Consider the following 24390-nt stretch of genomic DNA (forward strand, 5'->3'; position numbering starts at 1 on the left):
CAATTGAGGGGGGTGGTGGCGTTCGGGTTGGGTGGGCTGCGGTGGGTCCTGTTGTTCTGCACCGACTTCCAGAGGGTGCTCGACCCGGATGGTTTGGCGTTCCGTGGTTTTGCCGTTGCAGTGCTGGGCGCGTCGTGTGCCGTACCCGACTTACCTCCCGCAGTCGCGTAGGCAGGCGGACGGCTTCCAGCTCGGTCGACTGGCTGTGGTTGCGTTCTCGAGCGTTTGGAAGGGGGGTGAGTGGCGGTTGTGGGTGAGGGGTGCATTCAACCGCGTTGTCACTGCGCTCGGGGAGCTGTTGGAGCGGGTAGCGCTGTGAGCTATCTGGACGCGGCACCAGCCCACCGGCTTATGGTCCGCTAGATCCCGTTTCGCCCACGTGACCTGCTCGGAGCCAGGAACTACTCGGCCTTCTTGCGACCCGCCAGACCGCGCCAGGCCAGGTCGTCCAGGAGGTCTACTGCCTCGGCTACTTCGATGCGGCCGCTGGCCACTCGGTCGGCGATGGCTTCGCCCGCGCCGATGACGGCTACGGCGACTACGTCGAAGTTGGTGCCGGGTTCGGCGTGTTTGGCGCTGGATTCGAGGAGTTTGGCGGTCAGTTCGATGACTCGTTCGCGGGCGTTCTCGATTTCCGAGGCGAAGGCTTGCTGGCCGATCGCCTGGCGATAGAGCACCTGCCAGGAGTTGCGGTTGCGGTCGACGAAGCCGAGGAAACCCTCGAGGGCCGTGCGGACCTGCTCATGGGGGGACAGCTGCGGGTTGCCCGCCGGTGCCACCGATTCGATGAAGCGCAGTCCCTCTCGCTGGATGCAGGCGCGGAAGAGTTCATCCTTGGAGCCGTAGTAGAGGTACAACATCGGCTTGGAGATCTTCGCCTCGGCGGCGATCGCGTCCATAGACGTGTCGTGGAACCCTTTACGCGAGAACACCTCGACTGCGGCGTCGAGCATCTGCTGCTCACGAACCGCCCGAGGAAGTCGCTTCGTCCCGCCCGCCATTCACTCTCCTACCGCATGGTGAAACTCTTATATTACTCCAAGGTAAGTTCGGCGGGTCGGATTGCGCATTCGTGACATCACGCGCTATCGGCGCTGAGCTCGATTTCCTTCGGACCGCGATGTCCTTGGATTTGCTGGCGCAGCTGTTCAAGCGTCCAGCAGAGCGATACTACGGCGCTCCGCAGACAGGGCGGCTGTACAACATACGACGACGCCGCTGAAGGGCCGCTCGGAAAGGTCCGCTCAGCAGGACTGCAGCGCGCCCTTGTACCGGGCCATCCGTAGCACCGATGCGTCGACCCGGGCCGCGCTCAGGCGTCCACTCGACACCGCCTGCTCCAGGCGGTCCAGCACCTGTGGCACCGCGTCGGTGGTGATCCAGAGCGCGTTGTCGGCACCGGCGATCAGCGCGGCCTCGACCGCGTCCTCGATGCTCATCCGGCTGGTGATGGCGGCCATGCCGCCGAGGTCGTCGGTGAAGATGGGGCCCTGGAACGGTGCCGCGCCGTAGCCGGTGCCGTCGCGCAGCAGCGCCATGGCCTGCGGGCTGATGCTGGCGGGGACGTCGGGGGTGGTCAGGCCGGGGACGTCGAGATGACCGACCATGACGGCCGCGCCGGAGTCGGTCAGCTGCCGGAACGGCACGAGGTCGACATTCTGCAACTGCGACAGCGGCGGGGTGCGCACGGCGCCGGTATGCGAATCGCCCGATCCGGAGCCGTGGCCGGGAAAGTGCTTTATGACCGTGCCGACGCCGACCTCGTTCATGGCGCGGATGTAGGCGGCGGCGTATTCGGCGACCACATCGGGGTCGTCGGAGAAGGACCGGTCGCCGATCACGGAGTCGTCGGGCTGGCTGCTCACGTCGACGTCCGGGGCGAAGTCCACCGTCACGCCCAGATCCTTCAGCTTGCGCCCGCGAGTCACGGTGGCGTCGTGGAACTCCTCGGGAGTCATGGTCTGGGCGGTGACCCGGGCCGATGGAGCCGGGCCGATCAGGTCCTTGGCCCGGGAGACCCGGCCGCCCTCTTCGTCGATGGTCACCATCAGTGGCACCTTGGCCGCGGCCTTGACCTGGTCGATCAGGCCATTGGCCAGCAGCGACCTATCGGTCCAACTGCCCACGAAAATCCCGCCGACCTGCGAGGTACGCACCACGTTCGTGGCATCGGCGGCGCCGCTGACACCGACCGTCAGCAGCTGGCCCAGCTTCTCGCGCAGGGTGAGTTTCGCGAGATAGTCCGCATCGCAGTCGCGCTTGCCCGTGGTGGCGGCGGGTGCGGCGGAACCGGTCGTGGCGCCGGGAGTTGCGGAACGCGACGGCGCGGGGCCGGAGTCGCCGGCGGAGCAGCCGGTCGCGACGGCGGCGAGGATTGCGAGCAGGACGAGAGGCGTCTTCCGCATGAGTGCCCACGGTAATCGGCGCGCTCGAGTGGGTCCGAGTCAGGTACTGCTAGCGGCCAGTCGTCGAGTCCGGCGGGCCAGGTCGGAAATTCGGCTGCCGTCGTAGCCGAACACCGCACTGTGCAGCCGGTCGTGGAATGGGTCGGTCCAGTGGGCCGGGATTCCGACGCCGCCGACGAGGACTCCGGCGACCGAACCCGCGGTGGCCCCATTCGAGTCGGTATCGCAACCGCCTTGCACGGTGAGTCCGATGGTGCGCGTGAAATCGCCTGCGCCCCAGAGTAGACCGGCGGTGACGAGGCAGGCGTTCGGAATGGCGTGCACCCAGTTGTAATGGTCGTGGCGGCGGTGGATGGCGTCGACGGCCTGCTCCCATGGCATGCCGGTCTCGTGGTCGGCGATCACCTCGGCGACCGCGGCGTGCAACCTCGAACCTTCCGGAAGGCATTGCTGGGCAATGGATAGCGCCGACGCCATGTCGTCGGCGGTGAAGGCGGCGGCGACCAGCGCGGCCGCCCACATCGCCGCGTACACACCATTGCCCGTATGCGAGAGACCGGCGTCGCGGGCAGCGAGTTCGGCGGCGCGGGCCGGGTTACCGGGATTGATATAGCCGAAGATATCGGCGCGGATCATCGCACCGATCCACTCGCGGTATGGATTTCGGTATCGAGCCACCTGCGGCAGGGTCGAGCCGTCGATGAGATTGCGGTAGGCGACCCGCTCCGCGGTATAGGTCTGCAGGAACGGCAGATGCCCGAGCCACGCGTCCGCGACATCGGATCGGGTGAAATTCGTTCCGCACGTTTCCAATAGATGCAGACCGAGCACGGTGTAGTCGATATCGTCATCGCGCGGAGCGCCGTCGATGCGATCTTTCACCGATTCCGGCCAACTCGGATTCAGCGGATACTCCGCCGACGACGGTAATAATGCGGGCACAAAGTCGGTCAGCGGATAGGCGCGGGCGCGTTCGAGATAGGCGCGGATTCGCGCGGGCGTCCAGACGAAGCCATTCTCCAGCGGCTTACCGAGCGTGCAGCCCGCGCATCGACCCAGCCAACCACCGTGAATCCGCTCGAATAGTTCGGTTTCGGATAAATCCGAGGGCACCGATTCGAATGCTTGCGGCGCAGTCGGTTCGGTTGCGTCGGACTCGTCATAGCTCCAGTCGGGGTCGCGCTCGGCGCTTTCGAGCCGGTCGAATAATGCCCAGCACGCGGCGGGGTCGGCGTGATCCGCGGTGGCGAGGGCGCGCACTTCGGGCTCGAACTCGGTCACCAGATGGCCCGATTCGAGCCGTTGCCGCCATTCGTAATACAGCAGCGTCCGCGGATCGATCTCGTGCCTGCCGAAGAACACCAGTTCGTTCGCATTGGACATATGCGCAGATTATCCGCGCGCGCCGACCCTCGGGGCATGCTTGTCCGGAGTAATCTTGTGGCGTAGCCATGTGACTCCCATCAGGAGGTCATCGTGCCGTGCGATCTAATGCTCATCGCCTATGACGGTTCCGAGAATGCCAAGCGGGCCATCGAATACGCAGGCCGGTTCCTGTCGGCGAATAGAGCCGTGGTGCTCACCGCGTGGGAACCGATGGTGCGCCAAGCCGCTCGGCTGTCCGGACTCTCCGGTGTGATGCAGCCGGAGTGGGTCCCCGACGAGGAGATCGAGGACATCGCCTACGTCGACGCGCGCCATATCAACACCGAGGGCGTGCGCCTCGCTAAACTCGCCGGACTCAATGCCGAGGCGCGCACCGCCGAATGCACTTCCACGATCTGGAACGCCATCGTCGAAACCGCCGACGACCTGGACGTCGACATCATCGTGGCGGGCACCCGGGGCGCCACCGGCATTCGCGCCCTGATGCACAGCAGCGTCGCCGACGCCGTGCTCAAGCATTGCCACCGTCCGGTGCTCATGGTGCCGCCCGGTAAGGAACCGCGCCGCTGAGATTTGGGTCGCTCGGGTAGCTCCGCTCCGGGTTTGCGGGGTTAGGGTCGAGGGATCATGAACGGTTTCTTGCTCGCTCAGCCCGGTGGGGTGTTCCGCGCGTCGGGGACCCTGGTCGCCTTCGACGAGGCGGCGCGGGCGATGGCGGCGCTGCGGGACGGGTCCGCGGAGCTGATCGTCGGGGCATTGCCGTTCGATCCGCGGAATCCGGCCGCGCTGAGCGTGCCCGAGCAGGCGCAACGCACCGTCGGGCGGTGGCGGCCCGCGGCGCTGCCCGAGTTGCCCGCCGTTCGGGTGATCACCGAAATACCCAGTGCGGCAGAGCATGTCGCGCGGGTGACGAAATTGGTCGAGCAGTTGAACGATCCGGTGCAGCCGCTGCGCAAGGTCGTCGCCGCCAGATCCATACTGGCCGAGGCCGATAGCGCACTGGATCCAGAGCTGGTCGCGGGTCATCTGCTGACCAGGCATCCACATGCGAATGTGTTCGCGGTCGATCTGACCGCCGCGGGTCGGCCGGGTGCGACGCTGGTCGGCGCCACACCGGAGGTATTGGTCGCACGGCACGGCACGACCGTCACGCTGCACCCGCTCGCTGGCACGTTGCCGCGCCTGGCCGATCCCGACGCCGATGCCGCGCAGGCGCGAGAGTTGTTGGCCAGCACCAAGAATCGCGATGAGCATGCCTTCGTCATCGATTGGATCCGTGAGGTGCTCGCACCAGTCTGCGCGGAACTCACGATCCCGGACAGCCCGCAGCTGATCAATACCCACGAGGTCTGGCATCTCGCCACTCCGATCACCGGCCGTCTGCGCGATCCCGCGACGACCGCGCTCGACCTGGCGATTCGGCTGCACCCCACCCCCGCGGTCTGTGGCACGCCGACCGATCTGGCCCTCGACACGATCGCGCATATAGAAGAGGAGCGCGGCTTCTACGGCGGCGCGGTCGGCTGGTGTGATTCGCGCGGCGACGGTGAGTGGGTGGTCGCCATTCGCAGTGCGGAATTGTCCGCCGACGGTCGCTCGATCCGCGCCTTCGCGGGCGGCGGGATCGTCGCGGCGTCCGACCCGCATGCCGAGTTGGACGAGACCACCGCGAAGCTGCGGACGTTGCTGGGCAGTTTGCACTGCGCGATTCCGAGCGACTGAGCTCAGCGGCGTGGCCATTCGATTCGGCTATCGGTGGCCTGAACGTAGGCGATCGCGCGCGGCCCTGCTAGGTTGACCCAGAATGTGCCTGCATCGATGTATTGGAGTGCCGCGATGAAGTTTGCTGTCCCTGGTGTTGCGAGTGCGGTCGCTGGCGCCGTTCTGGGCGCGGTCGCGGTGTTCGTCATCACGATGGCAGTGCAGCAGAACACGCGGCCGAATATCGAGCGCTCCGACTCCAGCTCCTCGCTACTCAACAACGTTGAGTACGGCAGCCGCTGATCCGCTGACCTCCAGCCCACCCACCGACTCGCTCGGTTCTGCCGGCACGGGACGTCAGCTCGACGGTTCCCCGCTCGGCAGACGCTGGTTCGCCGGGACCGTGGTCGCGGCGTTCCTGCTCACCTTTCTGCAGGCGCCCGGTCTGACGGTCGCCGACACCAAATACGACCTGGCGCAGAATCCGCTGGGTTTCCTCGAACGCGCCGCCCACCTGTGGAGCAGCCAGGCTCCGATGGGTCAGGTGCAGAACCAGGCCTACGGGTATTTCTTTCCGCACGGCGCGTTCTTCTCGGCCGGGCATGTGCTCGGCCTGCCCGCCTGGGTGACCCAGCGGATCTGGTGGGCGCTGCTGCTGCTCGCCGGGTTCTGGGGGATCGTCCGGCTGTGTGAAACGCTCGGCATCGGCAGTCGCGGGTCCCGGGTCGTGGCCGCGGCCGCGTTCGCGCTGTCACCTCGGGTGCTGACCACGCTCGGATCGATCTCGTCGGAGACACTTCCGATGGTGCTCGCGCCCTGGGTGTTGCTCGCGCCCGCCGCGTTGGGCACTGCCTATCGCAATCGCAAGCGCGGCGGTGCGGCCTCGCCCGCCGGGAGTGCGCTGGCGCTGGCGTTGATGGGCGCGGTCAATGCGGTGGCGACGGTCGCCGCATTTCTGCCAGCGCTGCTGTGGTGGGCGTCGTACCGCCCGAACCGGCGCTGGTGGCGGTTCACCCGAGCCTGGATTCCGCTGCTGGTTCTGGCCACGTTCTGGTGGGCGGTGCCGCTGCTGCTGCTCGGCCGGGTCAGCCCGCCGTTCCTGGATTACATCGAATCCTCGGGTGTGACGACGCAGTGGGCGTCGCTGGGTGAGGTGCTGCGCGGCACCGACAGTTGGACGCCCTTCGTCTCGCCGGAGCGGATCGCGGGCGCGGTGCTGGTGACCCAGCCCGCGGCGGTGCTGGCCACCGGACTGCTCGCGGCGGCGGGGATGGCCGGGTTGGCCATGCGGTCCATGCCGTTTCGCGGGCGGCTCGCGCTGATCCTGCTGGTCGGATTGGTGGGGATCTGCGCCGGATATGTCGGTGAGTTGAGTGGGCCGTTCGCGGATTCGGTGCGGATATTCCTGGATGCCGGTGGCGCGCCGCTGCGCAATGTGCACAAGCTGGAGCCGCTGATCCGAATTCCCCTGGTGCTCGGCCTCGCGCATTTGCTCACCAGGGTGCCGTTGCCCGCGTCGGTCCCGATGCCGGTGTGGCGCAGCGCCTTCGCCCATCCCGAGCGCGATAAGTCGGTGGCGGTCACCGCCTTGATCCTCACCGCGCTGGCGCTGTCCACCTCATTGGCATGGACCGGGAAGCTGGCGCCGCGCGGCGCGTACGACGAGGTGCCCGCGTATTGGAAGCAGACCGCGCAGTGGTTGTCCCACAACGCCGCCGACACCCGCGCCTTGGTCGTGCCCGGTGCGCCCTTCGGCAGCCAGGTGTGGGGGCTGACCCGCGATGAGCCGCTGCAGGCGCTGGCGAGCACGCCGTGGGCGATCCGTGATGCGGTGCCGCTGAATCCGCCGGGCACCATCCGCGCGATGGATTCGGTGCAGCGGTTGATCGCCGACGGCAGGCCCTCGACCGGTCTCGTGGCGACGTTGGCCGAGCAGGGCATCGGAATCCTGGTGCTGCGCAATGATCTCGACCCGGAGACGTCGCGTTCGACCCGGCCGATGTTGGCGCATCAGGCGATCGACGGTTCTCCGGGATTGAGCAAGGTGGCCGAATTCGGCGACCCGATCGAGACGGCCGTCATATCCGATGATCTGGTCGCGGACGGCGATCTGCGGCCCGCCTATCCGGCGATCGAGATCTATCGGGTCCAGGCGCGGTCACCGGGCGCGCCCGTCGAAATACGCGGCGGCACTGGTGCTCCGACGTCGTTCCCTGGCGCCTACACGGTGCCTCTGGCCTCGGTCGGGACGGTCCAGGGCGGGCCCGAGGTGCTCGAACGGCTGCATCGCGATTCCGGTACTTCGCCGATGCTGCTCGCATCCGATGCGGCCGCGGCCGGACTGCCGATCGGGCCGTTGACCGTCACGGACACTCCGATGGCCAGGGAGGCCGATTTCGGCCGGGTGGACAACCACAATTCGGCGCTGCGCGCACCGGACGACGCGCGCCGCACCCACAATCTGGTGCCCGACTATCCCGTTCCCGGTGCGGAGCCGGTGCGCGGGGAATGGTCGGGCGCGACGATCACCGCATCGAGTTCGGCCGCCGATGCCACCCAGTTGGGCGGATCCGCGCCGGGCAGCTCGACCGCCGCGGTCGTCGACGGCGATCCGTCGACGGCGTGGATCAGCAATGGCGCCGAACACGCACTGGGACAATGGCTTCGGCTCGATCTCGACCAGCCGATCAGCTCCGGGCTGCTGCAGCTGAGGACCAGCGCCGCGGCGATCGGCGACCCGGTGAAATGGGTGGAGGTGCGGACCGCGGACGGCAGCGTCTCCGCCCGGATTCCCGAACCCGGTGCGCCGGTGTCGATTTCGTTGCCCGCAGGGAAGACCGACTGGCTCAGCATCACCGCCATCCGCACCGAAGACGGCACGCGGGGTGGGCAATTCGGCATCAGCGAACTGACCCTGGACGATTACACCGTCCGCACCGCGCCGGTGCGGGTCGATATCCGGCATCGGACCGTGCTGCCGCCGACCCCGGCGGGCGCGCAGGTCCAGGGCTGGGATCTCGGTCAGGAATTCCCCGGGCGCAGCGCCTGTTTCGATGCGCCGGACCGGGTGCGGTGCAGTAAGGGACTGGCACTGGCGCCGGAGGAACCCGGCGCGTTCGAGCGCACGTTGTCGGTGCCGGGACCGGTGACCGTCACGCCGCAGTTGACGGTGCGGACCCGGCAGGGCCCCGCGCTGGAGGCGCTGCTCACCGACCACACGCGTCCGGTGGCGCGCGGCAAGGCCGATGTCGGCGACCTGCGCGGTTCCGCCTTCGCGGCGACCGATGGGGATCCGCGGACGAGTTGGACGGCGCCGGAGGATTCGGTGCGGAATCCGGCGGGCGCCAAACCGACGCTCACACTCGAACTGCCCGAACCCGCGCTGGTGACGGGGCTGGATGTGACACCGTCGCTCGGTGGGCTGCCCGCGGCACCGCTGTCGGTGGCGGTGAATCTGGGCAATGGCCCGCAGGTCCGCGAACTCGAACCCGGTGCCGCTACCCGAATCTCGTTGCAGCCCACGGTGACCGACCGCATCGAACTGAGCATCCAGACTTGGCGGCCGGTGCTCGATCGCACCGCGCTGGGTTTCGCCCTCGCACAACCCCCCGGGCTCGCCGAGGTGTCGGTGCTCGGACCCGAGTATCCCGCGCCCGCCGGGCCGGACCGGTTGATCACCGTCCCGTGTGCGCAGGGCCCGACGGTTGCGCTCGGCGGGCGGTTCGTCCATACGACCGTCACCGCGACCGCTGGCGAGTTGCGCTCTGGTGCACCGGTTCCCGCGCGGGTGTGCACGACTTCCGAACTTCCCCCCGAGCTGGCCGGCAACCCGAATTCCATTGGCTCCGAGTTCGATTCCGACCAGATCGCGGTGCCCGCGGGACGCGCCGACGTGACCGTCGCACCGACAGAGCTCTTCTTCGTCGACCGACTTCGCCTGAACCGCACCGATTTCACCCCTGCCAGTGCTGGGCAATCGACGCCACCGGACCAACTGCTCGTCCTGCCGCTCAGCACGAACGTGGGCTGGCAGGCACGCACCGGCGACGGCAGCGAACCGAAGCCGATCGTGGTCAACGGATGGCAGCAGGGCTGGCTGTTGCCCGACAACTCCGGCTCCCCATACGCCCCGATCACCATCTCCTTCCCCATCGACCGCTGGTACCGCCTCAGCATTTTCGGCGGCCTGCTACTTCTCATCCCCCTCGTCCTACTCGCCATCCCCCGCCGGGCTCGCGGTCGCCGAATCCCGACAACCGTTGGACCGGAACCGGGTCCCGTCGCGAGCGCGGACGCCAGTCCCACTGATGCGGGCGCGAGTGCCGCGACCGCAACACCTGAATCCGGTGCGGACAGCGGTGACGACTCAGAGATGAACCCGGCCGACGGGACTGTGGAAGGCGGGTCGATCCCGACTACCTGGGGCAATCGCATCGTGGGCGCGATCGGAATCGGCGCTGTCGCAATGGTCATCGCCGGGCCGGTCGGCATCGCACTTACCGCGGTCGCGCTCGCCGCCACTCGGTTCTACGCACGGGTGACGTCGAAAGTCCTCGCGGCCGTCGCGGGTCTCGGCACCGCCAGTGCTGCGGCAGCACTGTCCACCGGACCATGGCGTGCCGCGAGCGGATACATGGGCGGCTCACTTTGGGTGCAGCTCCCGGCTCTACTGGCCGTGATCGCCGTCGGAATCGCTGCTCTTCCGGCGCGACGCACAGGCCGTTAGCTCGGCGCTTGTGTGCCCGAAGCGGCGGCCGCCTTCGCACGGTCACGATCGCGAGCGAAGCGGCGGGCTGGTTCTTCGATGAGGGCATAGCTGGCCGCGGCGATGGGGAGGGTGATCGCGATGGTCAGGATGAGAACCCTGATGAAATTGCCTTGGAAGGGCAGGATTCCGAAGACCGGGAAGACCACCGACAGCACCGCGAGGTGCCAGAGGAAGATGCCGTAGGACCAGCGGCCGATGGTCGCGGCGACCGGGGATTCCAGCCAGCGATGGGGGCGGGCGCCGGGTGGGCGCAGCACCAGCGGGGCGAGCAGCGCGAAACCGATGATCGCGCCGAAGCCCATCTTGGCCGCGTACTGCCACGGTTCGGCCCGGGTCAGTCCCGCGGGTCCGCCCAGGTCGGTGGCGGAGAACAGGAAGGCGATCAGCGCGACGCTCCACATCACCGGTTGGTTGGCGAGCAGCCGAAGTCGCGGTGATAGCCGTTCCCTATTATCAATGAGCTCGGCGAGCAGCATGCCGCCCGCGAACCACGGCAGATAACCGGGCAGCCAATTATCGGCGTGAATGGCGTCGGGAGTCGGTACCGGAATGAAATTCCAACTCAGGCTGATCAGCGCCAGCGTCAGGATCGCGGGTATGCGCCAGCGAGCGGCGTCGCCACGCAGCCGCACCGCCGCGAAGGCCAGCAGGGGCAGCGCCAGATAGAAGGCCACCTCGACCGACAGGCTCCACATCTGGGTGAGTCCGTCGGTGAGCGTCAGCGGCACGAATACCTGCGTCAGGGCCAGATTCGATACCCATACCCGCAGGCCAGCGGTGTCGGCCGCGCTCGGCACCAAGATCAGAACAGCGGCCACCACAACCCAATACGCGGGCAGAATGCGCGCAGCTCGGTGCCGGAGGTAGTAGCCGACCGAAGGCGCGGTCCCCAGCCCGCGCGCCTTCGCGGCATGCGGACGCCACAGCAGGAAGCCCGACAGCGCGAAGAACACCGCGACCGCCATATCGAACCGCTCCCAAATCCGGCCGAGCACAGGCGTATTCGCGGCGCCCGTCTGGAATGCGACGTGTGTCAGCAGCACACCGAGCGCGGCCATGCCGCGCATACCTTCCAAGGCGGGCACGAAACCGCGCGTGCGAGTGGGCACATCGGCGGTCGGTGCGGGCAGGGTGGCGGTCATCGGGCTCCAGTCTGCCGGTCCTTTCGAGCGACCTGCAAGCAATCGCTACGGGCGCGCCTACCAGCTGGTAACCCGACGTTTCAGATTTCGCGTTAGACTCGGGCGATTTCTGGGTCGAATCCGGCCTCGGCACCGCATGGTACGACATCGGGCTGTTAGTGTCGGGGCTCACGAGTGCCGCGGCGCGCCCGCAGTGCTCGGCGTACAGACCTGTGTTCTACGACGAGGAGAGTTTGCATGGCACTGAGTGCCGGTACCCGAAGGACGGTGGCCTGCCTGCTCGTGGGTCTGGGCGCGTTGCTGATCGTCGCCGCGGTGATGATTCCGACCTACACCGTCAGCAAACTGGCGAAAACTCCCCTCGATCTCGAGATCACCACCATCGCGACGAACCAGCCGGGTGAGGACAGCCTGGTCCTGGACGCCAAGTCGCTCACCGCACCGGAGGGCGCGGCCAAGATCGACACCAATGTGCCGCTCGTCTCGCAGCGGTTCCTCACCGTCGAGGACCCCTCCGATGCCACCGAGATGACCGTCCAGGCCGGTCAGACGCTGCGGCGCATCGATAAGCAGGGCGACACCGGCCTGCTTACCGCGACCATCGACCGGGTCACCATCGACCGCAAGTCCGGCGAACCGGTGGCCAAGGACCCCAACGGCTCCATCGCCGTCACGGTGAACAAGGATCTGCAGAGCATCGCCGACCCGGTGCAGCACACCGGCCTGCAGTACCGCTTCCCGATCGGCACCGAGAAGAAGACCTATCCGTACTTCGATGTGAACTCGCGTAAGACCTACGACGCCAAGTTCATCGAAGAGACCGAGATCAACAGCACGAAGGTCTACCACTTCCAGATGTCGGTCCCGGCGACCAACCTGTGGGACGTGGTCCAGGCGCCGAGCAACAGGGTGAGCCTGCCCGCGGCCAAGTGGGGCCTCGAGGGCGACGAGCCGGTCACCATGACCCGCTTCTACACCAACACCCGGGACCTGTGGATCGAGCCGCAGACCGGCACCGTGGTCAAGGGCGGCGAGCAGCTGCACCTGTACTACGCGCGCAGCGGCGACCACCCCGACGTCACCGCGCTGAAGTCGCACCTCGTCTTCGACGAGAACACCATCGAATCGCAGATCTCGGTGGCGAAGGACAATATCGACAAGCTGGCGCTGTACGGCCGGATCATGCCGATCGTGCTCGGCGTGCTCGGTGTCGCCGCCCTGATCGGCGGTTTGTTCCTGGGAATCCGCGGCGGCTCGACCCCCGTCGCGGCGGGTCGGCGTGGCGGTCCGACACCGCGTCGCGGTGGCGATGACTCGCCCACCGAGCAGATCAGGATCCAGAAGAACCTCTGACCTCAGCTCGTCCGACACTCGGCTCCCCCGGCATTACGCCAGGGGAGCCGAGTTCATTTCGGACTGAAAGGTGGTGGGCGGCGGAAGACCAACGCGGGGTGTCGCAATCGGTATCGGCCGCTGACCCGCCCACCGGCCCCGATTCGAACGGGCGGCCGATCGGGTTCGGATCAGGACACTGACCGCCCCGAGGGGTAGGCAACTGGGTGCGAGGGTTGGTAGAGCAGCATCAGACCGGCGCCCGGGATCTTCATATCGATGCAGCGCCCGAAGCTTCGCTCGGCGACCGCACCCTCGAACTGCGCCCCACGCCCGGCCAATTCGGCGATCGTCTGTTCGATGTCATCACACATCAGCGAAATCTCATGGCGCGGTGGGCCATCCGCGGGATGCACCCCGAGTTCGCTCGGCCCGGTACCAAAAATCAGCCACCCACCATGGGCGTCCACATTCGGCCACCCTAGAACGTCGCGGAAGAACGCGCGAGCCGCATCCGGATCCTCCGCATAGACCAGTGTGTGCACAGCGGTGATCATGACGGTGATCGTAAGCGAGCCCACCTGCCTCCCGTTGTCGAAGCCCGCCAACGCGGTGTCATGAGTGCAGACCGTCTATGCGGGGTGTGGGTGCGGTGGGGCGGACGGGGTCAGGCGCGCGACGCGGAGTTGTCGGGGGTGTCGACAGGCGGAGTCAGGCGCGCCACGCGGAGTGGTCGACGGTGCCGACAGGCGGAGTCAGGCGCGTGACGCTGCCCGGACGACGGAGCACACAGGCGGAGCAGGCCCCGCGACACAGCCCGGTCGACGGCGCACACAGGCGAGGTCAGGCGTGCGACGCGGAGGTCGGCGACGCAGACAGCAGAGTCACGCCCGCCACACAGCCCGGACGACAGCGCCAGGCCCGCGACACGGCTCAGTCGACGGCACGCGCAGGCGAGGTCAGGGGTGCGACGCCGGAGGTCGGCGGCGCGGACAAGTGGAGCAGGCCCGCGACACGGCCCGGACGACGGCGCACACAGGCGAGGTCAGGCGTGCGACGCGGAGGTCGGCGGCGCGGACAGCGGAGTCACGCCCGCTACACGGCGCCCGGACGACGGTGCGCACAGTCGAGGTCAGGCCCGACACGCGGCCCGGACGACGGTGCCGACAGGCAGAGTCAGGCCCGCCACACGGCCCGATCGACGGCGCGCACAGGCTCACGCCCGCCACACGGTCGGTCGACGGTGCACACAGGCGGAGTCACGGCCGCGACGCGGAGTGGTCGGCGGTGCGGAGGACGATGACCGCGACCAGGAGGGTGGTGGCGGCCGCGACGCCGACGGCAGTGGTGATCAGGGCGGGTACCGAGCGGGCGAAGGAGGTCATGAGGACCAGCTCGACCGCGAGGCCCAGCCATGTCAATGCGGCGAGGGCGGTGCGATCTACCGCGATCGCCGAGAGCAGCGCGCCTTGCAGCACCGCGAGAATGGCGCCCTGCAGGGCGAACAGCCAGAGCATGCCTTCGATCGGCGCGTAGTCCTGCCCCGCGAACAGTGGCGCCACCGGTGCCGCCACCGCCGCACCCACTACCGCGACAATCCCGATACCGGATAGAACAGCCAGCGCATCCCGGATCGCCCGAGTCGAATGCGTCGGCTGGGCCATCCGCGGATACAACACCACCCCCACCGCCTGCGGCAACCAGAACGCGATCTTCGCGGCAATCGCCCCGAGCGCATACCGGCTCGCATCCGCCTCCCCCAACACGATCCGCGCAACGATCAAATCCGCCGACGACAACGCCATCAACGCCGCCTGTACCTGCGCCGCCCGCAACACCGGCAGCACCCCAACAGAATCAGCGGTGGGGCGGGGGCGGGGTGGGGGTGAGGCTGCGGTGTAGCGGGCGAATGCGGCGGCGGCGATGATTCCGAAGGCCGCGGCCCAGAGGGCAGGTGCGGCGGACCCGCCCGATGCGAGGACTACCAGAGCCGGGGCAACGCGTGCGACTCCGGCAGTGCCGAGGACCATTGCCAATGCGCGAAAGCGTCTGCCGCCCTGCAGGATTCCCTGTTCGCCGGATAGCAGGACCAGGGCGGGAGCCGCGCCGAGCGCGGCGGCGCAGGCGATCACGCCGACATTCAGCACCGCGGTCACCAGCGGGACCAGCGCCGCGGCAACTACCGCGACGATCACCGCGCACCGCCACTGCAACCCCCGCAAAGCGGCGACGCTCGCGCCGCGCACCAGTTCCCGGGCCACCACGTTCTGCAATGCGAGCGCGGGCACCGCGCACAGCAGCTGCACTGCGAGCAGACTCGCGAATTCGCTGTACCCGGTGACCCCCAACCACCGGCTGGCCAGCATCTGCAGCAGATAACCCGCCACATTGGCCGTCATCGCCCCCGCCGTCACCAACGTCAGATCCGCCACAACAGGAAGACGACGGACAGCAGGCACGCGGCAATCGTCCCACCCACACCCCCAAGCCCCACACACCCCCGCCCCACACGCCACGCTCAACCGACATGCGCCCCGCGCAACCAACCGATAAACACCACGCCACCCACCCAACCGACAAGCACCGCTCCCGCGCCCGCACTGCGGTGCCACCACAACCGCTTGATCCACAGGCTCACCCCGCACACCACCGACATTCCGGCGTCCGTGCAACGCCGCGCATCTTGGCACCCGCCGCGCCGCACACCGCCCGACCAACAAACGCCGCACCACCAGCGCGACCGACGGCCACCGCTCCCGCCACAGCCCTGCCGCAACCGCTTCGCCACACGCCCACACCGGCCACCACCGACATTCCGCCCCCGCGCCGCAACATGCTCGGCTCACAGGCACCACGCCGCACACCGCCCGACCAATGGATTCTTCCCCCGCACGGCCTGGCCTAGCTGCGACGACGGCACGGGAAACGTGTTCGACGGTGTAGCGGTGGCCATCTGGGCGGTGGCGCGTGGCTGCTCACGCCGAGGTCGGGGGGCGGCGATGGCCCGGGGGGCTTGGGTTCGGGGTCGGAACGTAGGGTGCACGCGTGAGTGACAGGGTGGCTCGGCGCGCGCGGTGGGTGCGGTTCGCACCGGCCGGGTACAGCGGGGTGCTGTCGCTGCTCATTGGCGGTCCGCTGCTCGGGCCTGGTTATCTGTTGCTGCGGGATGCGGTTAGCACGCCGCGCTCGTATATGACGGACTCGGCGTTGGGGCTCGGTGATGCGGCTCCGCGCGCGGTGCCGCAGGACGCGCTGGTGGCGGCGCTGTCATCGGTCATCGACGGCGGACTGATCGTCAAGGCGATCCTGGTCGTCGCGCTGTGGGCGGCCGGATATGGCGCGGCGGTGCTCGCCCGCGAATTGCTGCGGGTATCGACCGGACCGCAACTGGTGGCCGTTACCGTCGCCCTGTGGAATCCGTATGTGGCCGAGCGTCTGCTGCAAGGCCATTGGAGTCTGCTGACCGGATACGCCGCGCTGCCCTGGATCGCGTTGGCCGCCTATCGAATTCGCACCGGTACAACGGATGCCGCGTGCAATCTGGCGCTCGACGACCCCAGCGCCGAGCGCAGGCGCATCGCGCCGACCGCCGCCGACCGCCCGAACACCACAGATCTCGCCACAGCGGGACCTCGCAACCGAAACCCCGCACCGACGGCCACGACTGTCAGTCGCCGCGCACGATTCCGCCGCACGAAAACCACAGACCTCACCACAACGACACCAGACAAACAAACTCCCACACCCGCGACCGCGATCGTCAGTCGCCGCGCACGATTCCGCCGCACGAAAACCACAGACCTCACCACAACGACACCAGACAAACAAACTCCCACACCCGCGGCCCCGATCGTCAGTCGCCGCGCACGATTCCGCCGCACGAAAACCACAGACCTCACCACAACGACACCAGACAAACGAACCCCCGCACCCACGACCACGACCGTCAGCCGCCGCGCGCGATTCTGGCGTGCTAAGACCCTGGATATGCGCACGCCCCGCAGGGCAGCCTCATGGGCCGCGCTCGCCGGATGCTTCGCCGCCGCCGGACTCACACCGACCGGCGCACTGCTCGCGGGCTGCACCGCCATCGTTCTGATCGGACGTCGAAACCTACTCGGAACACTCGCCCTCCTGCTGGCCGCATCCGCGCCGTGGTTGACCGCGACCGCACTGTCCGGCGCCGGCTCCGAGCCCTCGGACCCAGCCGGAATAGCGGCATTCGCCGCCCGCGCCGAACCTGCCCTCGGCACACTCGGCAGCTTGGCCGGACTAGGCGGAATCTGGAACGCCGACTCGGTCCCCGACTCCCGCACCACCCCCCTCGCCCTCATCGGCACCGCCCTACTCCTGATCCTCGTAGCGACCGGCATCCGCGCCACCGCCACGATGAGGTCCACACCCCGCGGTGTCCCAAGCCGCTCTACAACCCGCACCAGCCACGCACCGGACATCGCACCCGGCACGACCCCCCACCTGACACCCGCCGCACCCGAGACAATCGGCACCGCCGGCAAGGCCACAACGAGCACCACAACCGGCACCCGAGCCGAACCCAAAGCCCGCACCGGCGACGCCGCGAACATCGAAACAGGCACTTCCACAGCCGCTGCCCGCAATGCCACCCACGTCGAATCCGGCTCCGCCACAGCTCATTCGACACACCATGACGCCGAGACCGCCAACTCCAACGCCACCCAGGACACCGATCGCGCGAGCATCCGAATTCGGCGCGCATTGCTGATCCTCGCGGCTGCCGCAGTCGCGCTCCCCGCATTGGGTGCTACGTCGTGGGGGATGAGCGTCCTGGAATGGCTCGTCGCCCACGTGCCCGGCGCGGGACTGCTGCGTGATACGCAGAAGTACGTGGCACTCGCCATGCCCGCCTATGCACTGTGCGCCGCAGCTGGATGCCGGACCGTCGCCACGTGGTTCACAACAAATGCCGCCGCAGCGGAATACGGTGAGCCACAGCCCGATACCCGCACCACAACCGCCGACGCGAACCAAAAGCCCAGCGTCCGCACCTCAACCGACGACACAGACCACCACCCCAACCCCCACACCACAACCGACGACACAGACCACCCCAACCTCCGCACCACAACCCACGACACAGACCACCACCCCAACCCCCGCACCACAGCAAACGAGTCAGATCAACAACCCAACAGTCATGCCGAGGTCTGGCCACGAAGTGCTGCAAGCACTTTCGCTGTCGCCAAATCAACGACAGCCGCCGAGGAAGACCGGTGCACAGCACCAGAGACCGCTGCCGCGAGAACGTCGACGGAGCTGTCCACCCACAACTCACGCACAACCGTGATGGCGCTGATCGCGGCGGTATTCATCGCACTGCTCACGCTGCCGCTGTTCGATCTCGCCTGGGGTGTGGGCAATGAGCTGCGGCCGGTGCATTATCCGATCGGCTGGCAGCGGGTCGCTGAGCGGATCGATGGGCCGGGCGATATCGCGGTGCTGCCCGGGGGGATGTTCCGGAAGTTTCCGTACAGCGGTAGAGCGCCGGTGTTGGATCCGGCGCCGCGGATGCTGCCTCGTGACGTGTTGCAGACCGGGGAGCTCCCGGTGCACGGGCGAACTGTCGCTGGTGAAGGCGCTAGGGCTCGGGAGGTGGAATCCGTACTGCTGCACGGGGGTTCGGTACAGCAGCTGGCGGGCCTCGGAGTGGGCTGGGTCCTGCTCGAGCGCACCACGCCGGGTCCGCTGGGCGAGTCGAAAACGACGCTCGCACAACTGGAGTCGGTCTACTCCGACGCCCAGCTCGCGCTGTACCGGGTCCCCGGTACCACCGATCATCGCGCCGAATCGCACCTCACGCACCGCGTGATCGCCTATGCGGCCCACATCCTTTGGGCCGCACTCCTGGTCGGCGGACTGCTACTGGCTGCCGTGCTACGCCCGCGTGAAAAGAACGCTCCGGATTGCGACACACCGCTACGACTGGGAGAGCGCACGCAAGGGCGCTGAGCCGCGATCGCGAACCGTGGCCGATCAGGGCCCAGGCGGAATAAGTCCCGAAGTGTGCTCACCCCGAGCCGCGGCCGCGAGCACCTCGTAAACACCGTTCCCCGTTTGTTCCCAGGAGAATTCACGCGCCCGAGCACGAGCTTTCTCCCCCATGACAGCACGCGCCTCGCTGTCGTCGAGCAGTTCCCCGACGGAGTCGCTGAGCTGGCCGACATCGTCGACGAGCATCCCGGTCACACCGTCGACAATGGAATCGGTGAGCCCGCGCGAACTGCGGTAGCCGATGGTCGGCACCCCGTGCTGGGCCGCCTCGATGACCGCGAGCCCCCAGCCTTCCTTGCGGGAGGGCAGCACATGCACCCAGGCCCGCGCGAGCAGTTCATGTTTACGCCGCTCGTCGACATGGCCGTGGAAGGTGACCGCATCGGCGATGCCCAGGTCGCTGGCGTCGGCCTTCAGGTTGTCGGCCCACCAGCCGTCGCCGATCACGTCGAGTCGCAGGCCGGGGATCCGGTGCCGCAGTCGGGCGACGACGGCCAGCGCGTCTTCGATCTGCTTGTGCGGCACCAGCCGGGACAGCACCACGATGCGCGGATCGTCCGCACGGGTCTCCGCGCAGCCGGTCGGCGCGTCGGCAGGAACGGGTTCGGCACCATTGCGGACCACCGCGATCCGCGACCCGTCCACGCCCAGCGTGGCCAGTTCCTCGGCCGAGGGCAGCGAAACGGTCAGATATTGATTGTGCCGATGCACGCGCGGCGACAGCCGCGATTCGATCCACCAGCCGATCCGTCCGACGAGACGTCCGGCGACCGGCCACTGCTCCCGATGCCCGTGATGCACCAGCACAACGGACGGCGCATCGGCCGCGACGCCGGCGAAGAACGGGATGCCGTTCTGCGTGTCGATCACCGCGTCGGGGCGCAGCCCGCGCAGCGGTCCGATGCCGAGTCGGCCGAGGGCGATCGCGGCCAGCGCACGTGGGTAGACGGAGAATCGCCCACCCGCCCGGCTGATCTCGATGCCGTCGATCCGCTCCCGCTTGGGCGCGCCCGGATACCGGGCGGTGCGCAGGGTGACCTTGACTCCGCGCGCGGCGAGTTGGGCGCCGACCTGTTCCAGGTATCGTTCGCTGCCGCCGCCCTGCGGGTGCCCGGTGTCACGCCAGCACAGCAGGAGGACTTCGCGCACGGTGGAGCTTCTCTCGGTCGGCAGGTCCCGGTCGGGACGACGGATGTCGCCGTACACCCTAACCCGTGCACCCGTCCAGTAAGCTCCCGCCGCATCGACCCGCGGATTCCCATCCCGGGCAGGCGGGACTGCGGCGGCTTGCCCGCTCTGTGCGAGACTCTGCGCCGTGCCGAGAGCTGAAATCGAGCCAGCCGAGGCCGTGGCGGCGCATGCCCCACGGCGCGGACGGCCGTCCCTGTCCCGGTTCGCGCGACGGGCGACATTGCGCCGTTCGCTGCGGCTGCTCGGCAGCTTCCGGTTCGAGCAGACCGATCCCGCGCTGTTCTATGGTGGCCTCGCCGCCGACAGCGCCGCGATGATCGGCGATTTCTATGCCGATATCACCGGGCGAGGGCTCGAGGGCGCGACGATCCTGGATGTGGGCGGGGGCCCCGGCTACTTCGCCGACGAATTCGTCAAGACGGGTGCACGGTATATCCCGGTCGAGCCCGATCCGTCCGAGATGCATGCCGCCGGACTGTCGGTGCCCGGCGCGGTGCGCGGCTCCGGCATGGCATTGCCGTTCCGCGACGACGCCGTGGACATCTGCTTCTCGTCGAATGTCGCCGAGCATGTGCCGCAGCCATGGGTCATGGCCGATGAGATGGTGCGGGTGACCCGCCCCGGCGGGCTGATCGTGCTGTCGTACACGGTGTGGCACGGACCGTTCGGCGGGCACGAAACCGGTCCCTGGCACTACCTCGGCGGGGAGTTCGCCGCGCGCCGGTACCGTCGCAAGACCGGCCGGGAGCCGAAGAACCGCTTCGGGAAGTCGCTGTTCGCGGTCGGTGCCGTCGATGGGTTGCGTTGGGCGGCAAGCACTTCCGCCGATGTGCGAACCGTATTCCCGCGCTACCACCCGCGTTGGGCCTGGTGGGTGGTCCACATACCGGTACTGCGGGAGTTATTGGTGAGCAATTTGGTGGTAGTGGCGACCAAGTAGGGCGACTACTTCTCCAACCAGCCCCGGCGCCAGCTTCTGCGCCCGCATGCGTTCGCCGTTGCCACCCATGGTGATTCCTGAATCGCCAGGCCGACCGTCTCTAGTGTGGTTAGTCCGACTTGATCGGCCAGCATGCCGACGACCGCGACCGCCTCGGCGGCCTGCATCGCTGCTGTTGCCTGCTCGATGGTCAGCGTCCGGCCCGGCAGGAAGGAAACCACCCACCCGCCCGCGCCCACACTTTTAGCTTGATGCTCGGTCTGATCGCTGGTCATCAGCGACCGACCGATCACTTGCACCGCCATGACTCTGACTCCCCAATTGCCGTAATCGGTTCATGAATCGAGCGAGCTGATCAGAGCTACAAGCATGACGTTTGCAGCAACAGAACGCAATAGTGCGTTCTCTGGAAAGCGAACCAGCAGGTTGGAATTCGTCCTGTTCAGAATGTTGCCCGGTCGGAAAACTGAAACAGGTTACAGACAATCGAGCGACAAAACTGTAACGTGTTCTCATGGATTACGACAGCTTGTTCATCGGCGGCCGGTGGACCGCGCCAGCCTCCACCGAGCGCCTCCAGGTCATCTCACCGGCGACGGTCGAGACGGTGGGCAGCGTCCCGGTGGTGGGCCGCGCCGACGTCGACGCCGCCGTCGCCGCCGCCAGGCACGCCTTCGACAACGGTCCGTGGCCGTCCACCCCGCCCGAGGAGCGCGCCCAGGTGCTGACGCGCGCCGCGCGCCTGATCGAGGAGCGTTCGGCCGATCTGCTCGCCACGCTCACCGCGGAGATGGGCGCACCGCAGATGATCGCCATGACGCTCAACCAGATTCCGGCGGTGGCCGCGCTCGACGCGTACGCCGGACTGGCAAAGTCCTTCCCCTGGAACGAAACTCGCACCGGCATGTTCGGCACCTCGCGGGTCTCGCGCGAGCCGCGCGGTGTCGTCGCGGCCATCACCGCATGGAATGTGCCGCTGTTCCTCGCGGCCAATAAGCTCGCGCCCGCGTTGCTCGCCGGGTGCACGATCGTGCTCAAGCCCGCGCCGCTGACGCCACTGACCGCCAATAAGATCGCCGACATCTTCACCGATGCGGGCCTGCCCGAGGGTGTGCTGTCGATCCTGCCGGCCGAAGCCGACGCCGCCGAATATCTCGTCTCGCATCCGGGCGTCGACAAGATCACCTTCACCGGTAGCACCGCGGTCGGCCGCAAAATCGGCGCTATCGCGACCGGTCAGCTCAAGAGCGTCTCGCTCGAACTCGGCGGCAAATCTGCGGCAATCCTGTTGCCGGATATGGATATTGCGAACATTCCGGTGCTCGCCTTCTCCGGCCTGATGAACAGCGGCCAGGGCTGCGTCGCGCAGACCCGCATCCTCGCGCCGCGCAGCCGCTACGACGAAATCCTGGACGCGCTGGTCGAGCACGTGAAGACGCTGAAGACCGGCGATCCCACCGACCCGGCGACGACCTTCGGCCCGCTGATCTCCGAACGTCAGCGCGAACGCGTCGAGGGCTATATCGCCAAGGGCAAGGAAGAGGGCGCGCGGCTGGTGCTCGGCGGCGGCCGCCCGGCCGATCTGGATCGCGGCTGGTTCGTCGAGCCGACCATCTTCGCCGATGTCGACAACAAGTCGACCATCGCGCAGGAGGAGATTTTCGGCCCGGTCCTCTCGGTCATCCCCTACGAGACCGAGGACGAGGCGGTGGCCATCGCCAACGACTCCGTCTACGGCTTGGCCGGCTCGGTCTGGACCACCGATATCGAACACGGCGCGCAGATCGCGGCCCAGGTACGCACCGGCACCTATGCGATCAACTGGTATGCGTTCGATCCCAGCTCGCCCTTCGGCGGATACAAGACCTCCGGTCTCGGCCGGGAGAACGGACCGGAGGGTCTGGACGCATTCTGCGAGCAGAAATCGCTGCTGATGCCGCTGGGTTGGACGGGGTGATCAGTCTTCCGGCATGACCACCCGGAGAACGGGCTGGCGATTGTTACCCGGTGCGCTGATAGTGCGCGGCGCACCGGGGGAATCGACGATTTCGACACGCCAGCCCGGCGGCAGCACGGCCTCCAACCGGCTCGCGGCGCGCCGCAGCGGTGTGCTCGCGGTCGCTAGCTCGATCCCGGAAACCTCGGGAACCGTGAACGGGCCGATTTCCAGATCGGTCATTGCACCAACCACCTCTCACGCGTCGATCGAATCGTCAGCCGCGAAACCGCGGGTTCACGAATCGAAAGGGAAGTAGTTCAGGTCGATCTAAGTTGTACGGTTAATGCTTGGCAATCGAGCTGGCCGGTCATGAGACAGAGAACACGCGAAGCATAGGCCACTGCCGGGCAACCCCGCACAACAAGCTTCTATGTTCAGGCAAATCAACCGTAGCGCACCCGGGGCAGCCAATCCGGCGATCCGGAACAGTGCCCGCTCGGAGCCGCCGAATACCGGCCGACGATCCGCTAGCGGCGCAGCGAACGGCGATATCCGGCGGGCGTCGTTCCGGTGGCCGCGCGCAGATGCACCCGTAGCGCCGTGACGCTGCCGAATCCGGACTGTGCCGCAACGACTTCGACGGGCAGTTCGGTGGTCTCCAGCAACTCCCGAGCGCGCACTGTGCGCTGCGCCTCTAGCCAGCGCCGCGGCGTGCTGCCGACCTCGGCCTTGAACCGGCGGATGAAGGTCCGCTCACTCATCAGCGCATGTCCGGCGAGCGCCGAAACATCCGGCGCCGCAGCCGGATTCGCTGCCGCCCAGGCCATGGTGGCGGCGAGTGCGCCGGGGAAGTCGTTGCCGCCCAAGGCATCCGGGATGTACTGAGCCTGGCCGCCCTCACGGTGCGGCGGCGTCACATTCCAACGGGCCAGCTGCGCAGCCGCGCCCGCGCCGAGTTCACGCCGCACGATATGCAGACACAGATCCATCCCCGCGGACAGACCGGCCGAGGTGAGCACGTCACCATCGTCGACATACAGCGCGCCCGGGTCGAGCCGCACCGCTGGGAACAGCTCAGCGAATTCGTCGCAATACGCCCAATGCGTGGTGGCGGGGCGACCGTCCAGCAAGCCGGCCCGCGCCAAGATGAACGCGCCGGTGCAGATGCTCACCATCGTCGCACCGCGCGCCGCGGCGGCTCGGAGCGCAGCCACCGCCGCATCGGGCGGCGGCAATGTGGGCAACCCGATGCCCGGAACCACCACGATGTCGGCGCTCTGTAGCGCTTCGAGTCCCTCGTCCACCGCGAGCCCGAATCCGTTCGGCGTCCACACCGGGCCCGGCCGCACCCCACAGGTCCGCATCTCGAACCCCACCGGCTCACCGGTCTTGCCCGGACCGTGCCGGAACGCCTGCACGGCGCACGCCAGGTCGTAGGTCATGACCCCGTCCAGCGCCAGCGCGACTACCTGCTTCACACACTCAGTCTGGCACGAATCCGAGCATTACTGAGATCCCCGCCAATCGCCAGATCACCGCCTCGGGGGTTAGACCTG

At 67.8% G+C, this 24390-nt stretch carries 18 protein-coding genes; 8 read left to right on the forward strand and 10 right to left on the reverse strand.

What is annotated here, in order from left to right; genetic code table 11:
- Positions 1-401: 401 nt before the first annotated feature.
- From ACHQ4I_RS06350 to ACHQ4I_RS06360, 3 genes are all read right to left on the reverse strand, one after another.
- The gene (locus ACHQ4I_RS06350; RefSeq protein ID WP_357475766.1) at positions 402-1001 is read right to left on the reverse strand and encodes a TetR/AcrR family transcriptional regulator; all 600 of its coding nucleotides are present in this window, start codon (positions 999-1001) and stop codon (positions 402-404) included.
- A gap of 243 nt (positions 1002-1244) precedes the next feature.
- Complete coding sequence (locus ACHQ4I_RS06355) at positions 1245-2405, reverse strand: glycoside hydrolase family 3 N-terminal domain-containing protein (RefSeq protein WP_420770712.1); 1161 nt, start codon at positions 2403-2405, stop codon at positions 1245-1247.
- A gap of 39 nt (positions 2406-2444) precedes the next feature.
- Entirely contained in the window at positions 2445-3788 is a 1344-nt protein-coding gene (locus ACHQ4I_RS06360; RefSeq protein WP_420770713.1) for an ADP-ribosylglycohydrolase family protein, read from the reverse strand.
- 93 nt (positions 3789-3881) lie between these two features.
- Here ACHQ4I_RS06360 and ACHQ4I_RS06365 point away from each other — a divergent pair, with 93 nt between their 5' ends.
- The 4 genes from ACHQ4I_RS06365 to ACHQ4I_RS06380 all read left to right on the forward strand — a co-directional run bounded on the left by ACHQ4I_RS06365 (position 3882) and on the right by ACHQ4I_RS06380 (position 10218).
- Entirely contained in the window at positions 3882-4361 is a 480-nt protein-coding gene (locus tag ACHQ4I_RS06365; protein WP_420770714.1) for a universal stress protein, read from the forward strand.
- Between the two features lie 57 nt (positions 4362-4418).
- Positions 4419-5513, forward strand: a complete 1095-nt coding sequence (locus ACHQ4I_RS06370; RefSeq protein WP_420770715.1) for an isochorismate synthase — start codon at positions 4419-4421, stop codon at positions 5511-5513.
- 114 nt (positions 5514-5627) lie between these two features.
- Positions 5628-5795, forward strand: coding sequence for a DUF2613 domain-containing protein (locus ACHQ4I_RS06375; protein WP_420770716.1), 168 nt, complete (start codon positions 5628-5630; stop codon positions 5793-5795).
- A gap of 100 nt (positions 5796-5895) precedes the next feature.
- Positions 5896-10218 carry an alpha-(1->3)-arabinofuranosyltransferase domain-containing protein gene (locus tag ACHQ4I_RS06380; protein WP_420770838.1) on the forward strand — a complete coding sequence of 1441 codons (4323 nt, stop codon included), beginning with the start codon at positions 5896-5898 and terminating at the stop codon, positions 10216-10218.
- On the opposite strand, the gene ACHQ4I_RS06385 is transcribed toward ACHQ4I_RS06380, so the two are convergent.
- Positions 10215-11402 carry an acyltransferase family protein gene (locus tag ACHQ4I_RS06385; RefSeq protein WP_420770717.1) on the reverse strand — a complete coding sequence of 396 codons (1188 nt, stop codon included), beginning with the start codon at positions 11400-11402 and terminating at the stop codon, positions 10215-10217. The two genes, ACHQ4I_RS06380 and ACHQ4I_RS06385, sit on opposite strands and share 4 nt — an antisense overlap.
- A gap of 237 nt (positions 11403-11639) precedes the next feature.
- On the opposite strand from ACHQ4I_RS06385, the gene pgfA reads away from it, so the two are divergent.
- Positions 11640-12755 carry a cell envelope lipid trafficking protein PgfA gene (pgfA, locus tag ACHQ4I_RS06390; protein WP_420770718.1) on the forward strand — a complete coding sequence of 372 codons (1116 nt, stop codon included), beginning with the start codon at positions 11640-11642 and terminating at the stop codon, positions 12753-12755.
- Positions 12756-12925: 170 nt separating this feature from the next.
- Here pgfA and ACHQ4I_RS06395 read toward each other — a convergent pair whose 3' ends face one another.
- Together ACHQ4I_RS06395 and ACHQ4I_RS06400 are read right to left on the reverse strand one after the other, a co-directional pair.
- Positions 12926-13291: a VOC family protein gene (locus ACHQ4I_RS06395; RefSeq protein ID WP_420770719.1), complete on the reverse strand. Its 366-nt coding sequence runs from the start codon at positions 13289-13291 to the stop codon at positions 12926-12928.
- 702 nt (positions 13292-13993) lie between these two features.
- Positions 13994-15193, reverse strand: coding sequence for a polysaccharide biosynthesis protein (locus ACHQ4I_RS06400; protein WP_420770720.1), 1200 nt, complete (start codon positions 15191-15193; stop codon positions 13994-13996).
- A gap of 586 nt (positions 15194-15779) precedes the next feature.
- Between ACHQ4I_RS06400 and ACHQ4I_RS06405 the strand changes: the two genes are divergently transcribed.
- Positions 15780-18722 carry a hypothetical protein gene (locus ACHQ4I_RS06405; RefSeq protein WP_420770721.1) on the forward strand — a complete coding sequence of 981 codons (2943 nt, stop codon included), beginning with the start codon at positions 15780-15782 and terminating at the stop codon, positions 18720-18722.
- Positions 18723-18746: 24 nt separating this feature from the next.
- Here ACHQ4I_RS06405 and ACHQ4I_RS06410 read toward each other — a convergent pair whose 3' ends face one another.
- Positions 18747-19913, reverse strand: coding sequence for a glycosyltransferase family 4 protein (locus tag ACHQ4I_RS06410; RefSeq protein ID WP_420770722.1), 1167 nt, complete (start codon positions 19911-19913; stop codon positions 18747-18749).
- Between the two features lie 199 nt (positions 19914-20112).
- Here ACHQ4I_RS06410 and ACHQ4I_RS06415 point away from each other — a divergent pair, with 199 nt between their 5' ends.
- Positions 20113-20895 (forward strand): class I SAM-dependent methyltransferase, encoded by a 783-nt coding sequence (locus ACHQ4I_RS06415; RefSeq protein ID WP_420770839.1) that lies wholly within the window; start codon positions 20113-20115, stop codon positions 20893-20895.
- A 5-nt stretch (positions 20896-20900) separates the two neighbouring features.
- Here ACHQ4I_RS06415 and ACHQ4I_RS06420 read toward each other — a convergent pair whose 3' ends face one another.
- Positions 20901-21200 carry a hypothetical protein gene (locus ACHQ4I_RS06420; protein WP_420770723.1) on the reverse strand — a complete coding sequence of 100 codons (300 nt, stop codon included), beginning with the start codon at positions 21198-21200 and terminating at the stop codon, positions 20901-20903.
- Between the two features lie 209 nt (positions 21201-21409).
- Between ACHQ4I_RS06420 and ACHQ4I_RS06425 the strand changes: the two genes are divergently transcribed.
- A complete protein-coding gene (locus ACHQ4I_RS06425) occupies positions 21410-22852 on the forward strand; it encodes an aldehyde dehydrogenase (protein ID WP_420770724.1) in 1443 nt (480 codons plus the stop codon).
- Here ACHQ4I_RS06425 and ACHQ4I_RS06430 read toward each other — a convergent pair whose 3' ends face one another.
- Together ACHQ4I_RS06430 and ACHQ4I_RS06435 are read right to left on the reverse strand one after the other, a co-directional pair.
- Positions 22853-23074: a hypothetical protein gene (locus ACHQ4I_RS06430; protein WP_420770725.1), complete on the reverse strand. Its 222-nt coding sequence runs from the start codon at positions 23072-23074 to the stop codon at positions 22853-22855.
- A 287-nt stretch (positions 23075-23361) separates the two neighbouring features.
- Positions 23362-24312: a GlxA family transcriptional regulator gene (locus tag ACHQ4I_RS06435; protein ID WP_420770726.1), complete on the reverse strand. Its 951-nt coding sequence runs from the start codon at positions 24310-24312 to the stop codon at positions 23362-23364.
- Positions 24313-24390: the final 78 nt, after the last annotated feature.

Source organism: Nocardia nepalensis (genome assembly GCF_048910785.1).
Classification (GTDB): Bacteria; Actinomycetota; Actinomycetes; order Mycobacteriales; family Mycobacteriaceae; genus Nocardia; species Nocardia nepalensis.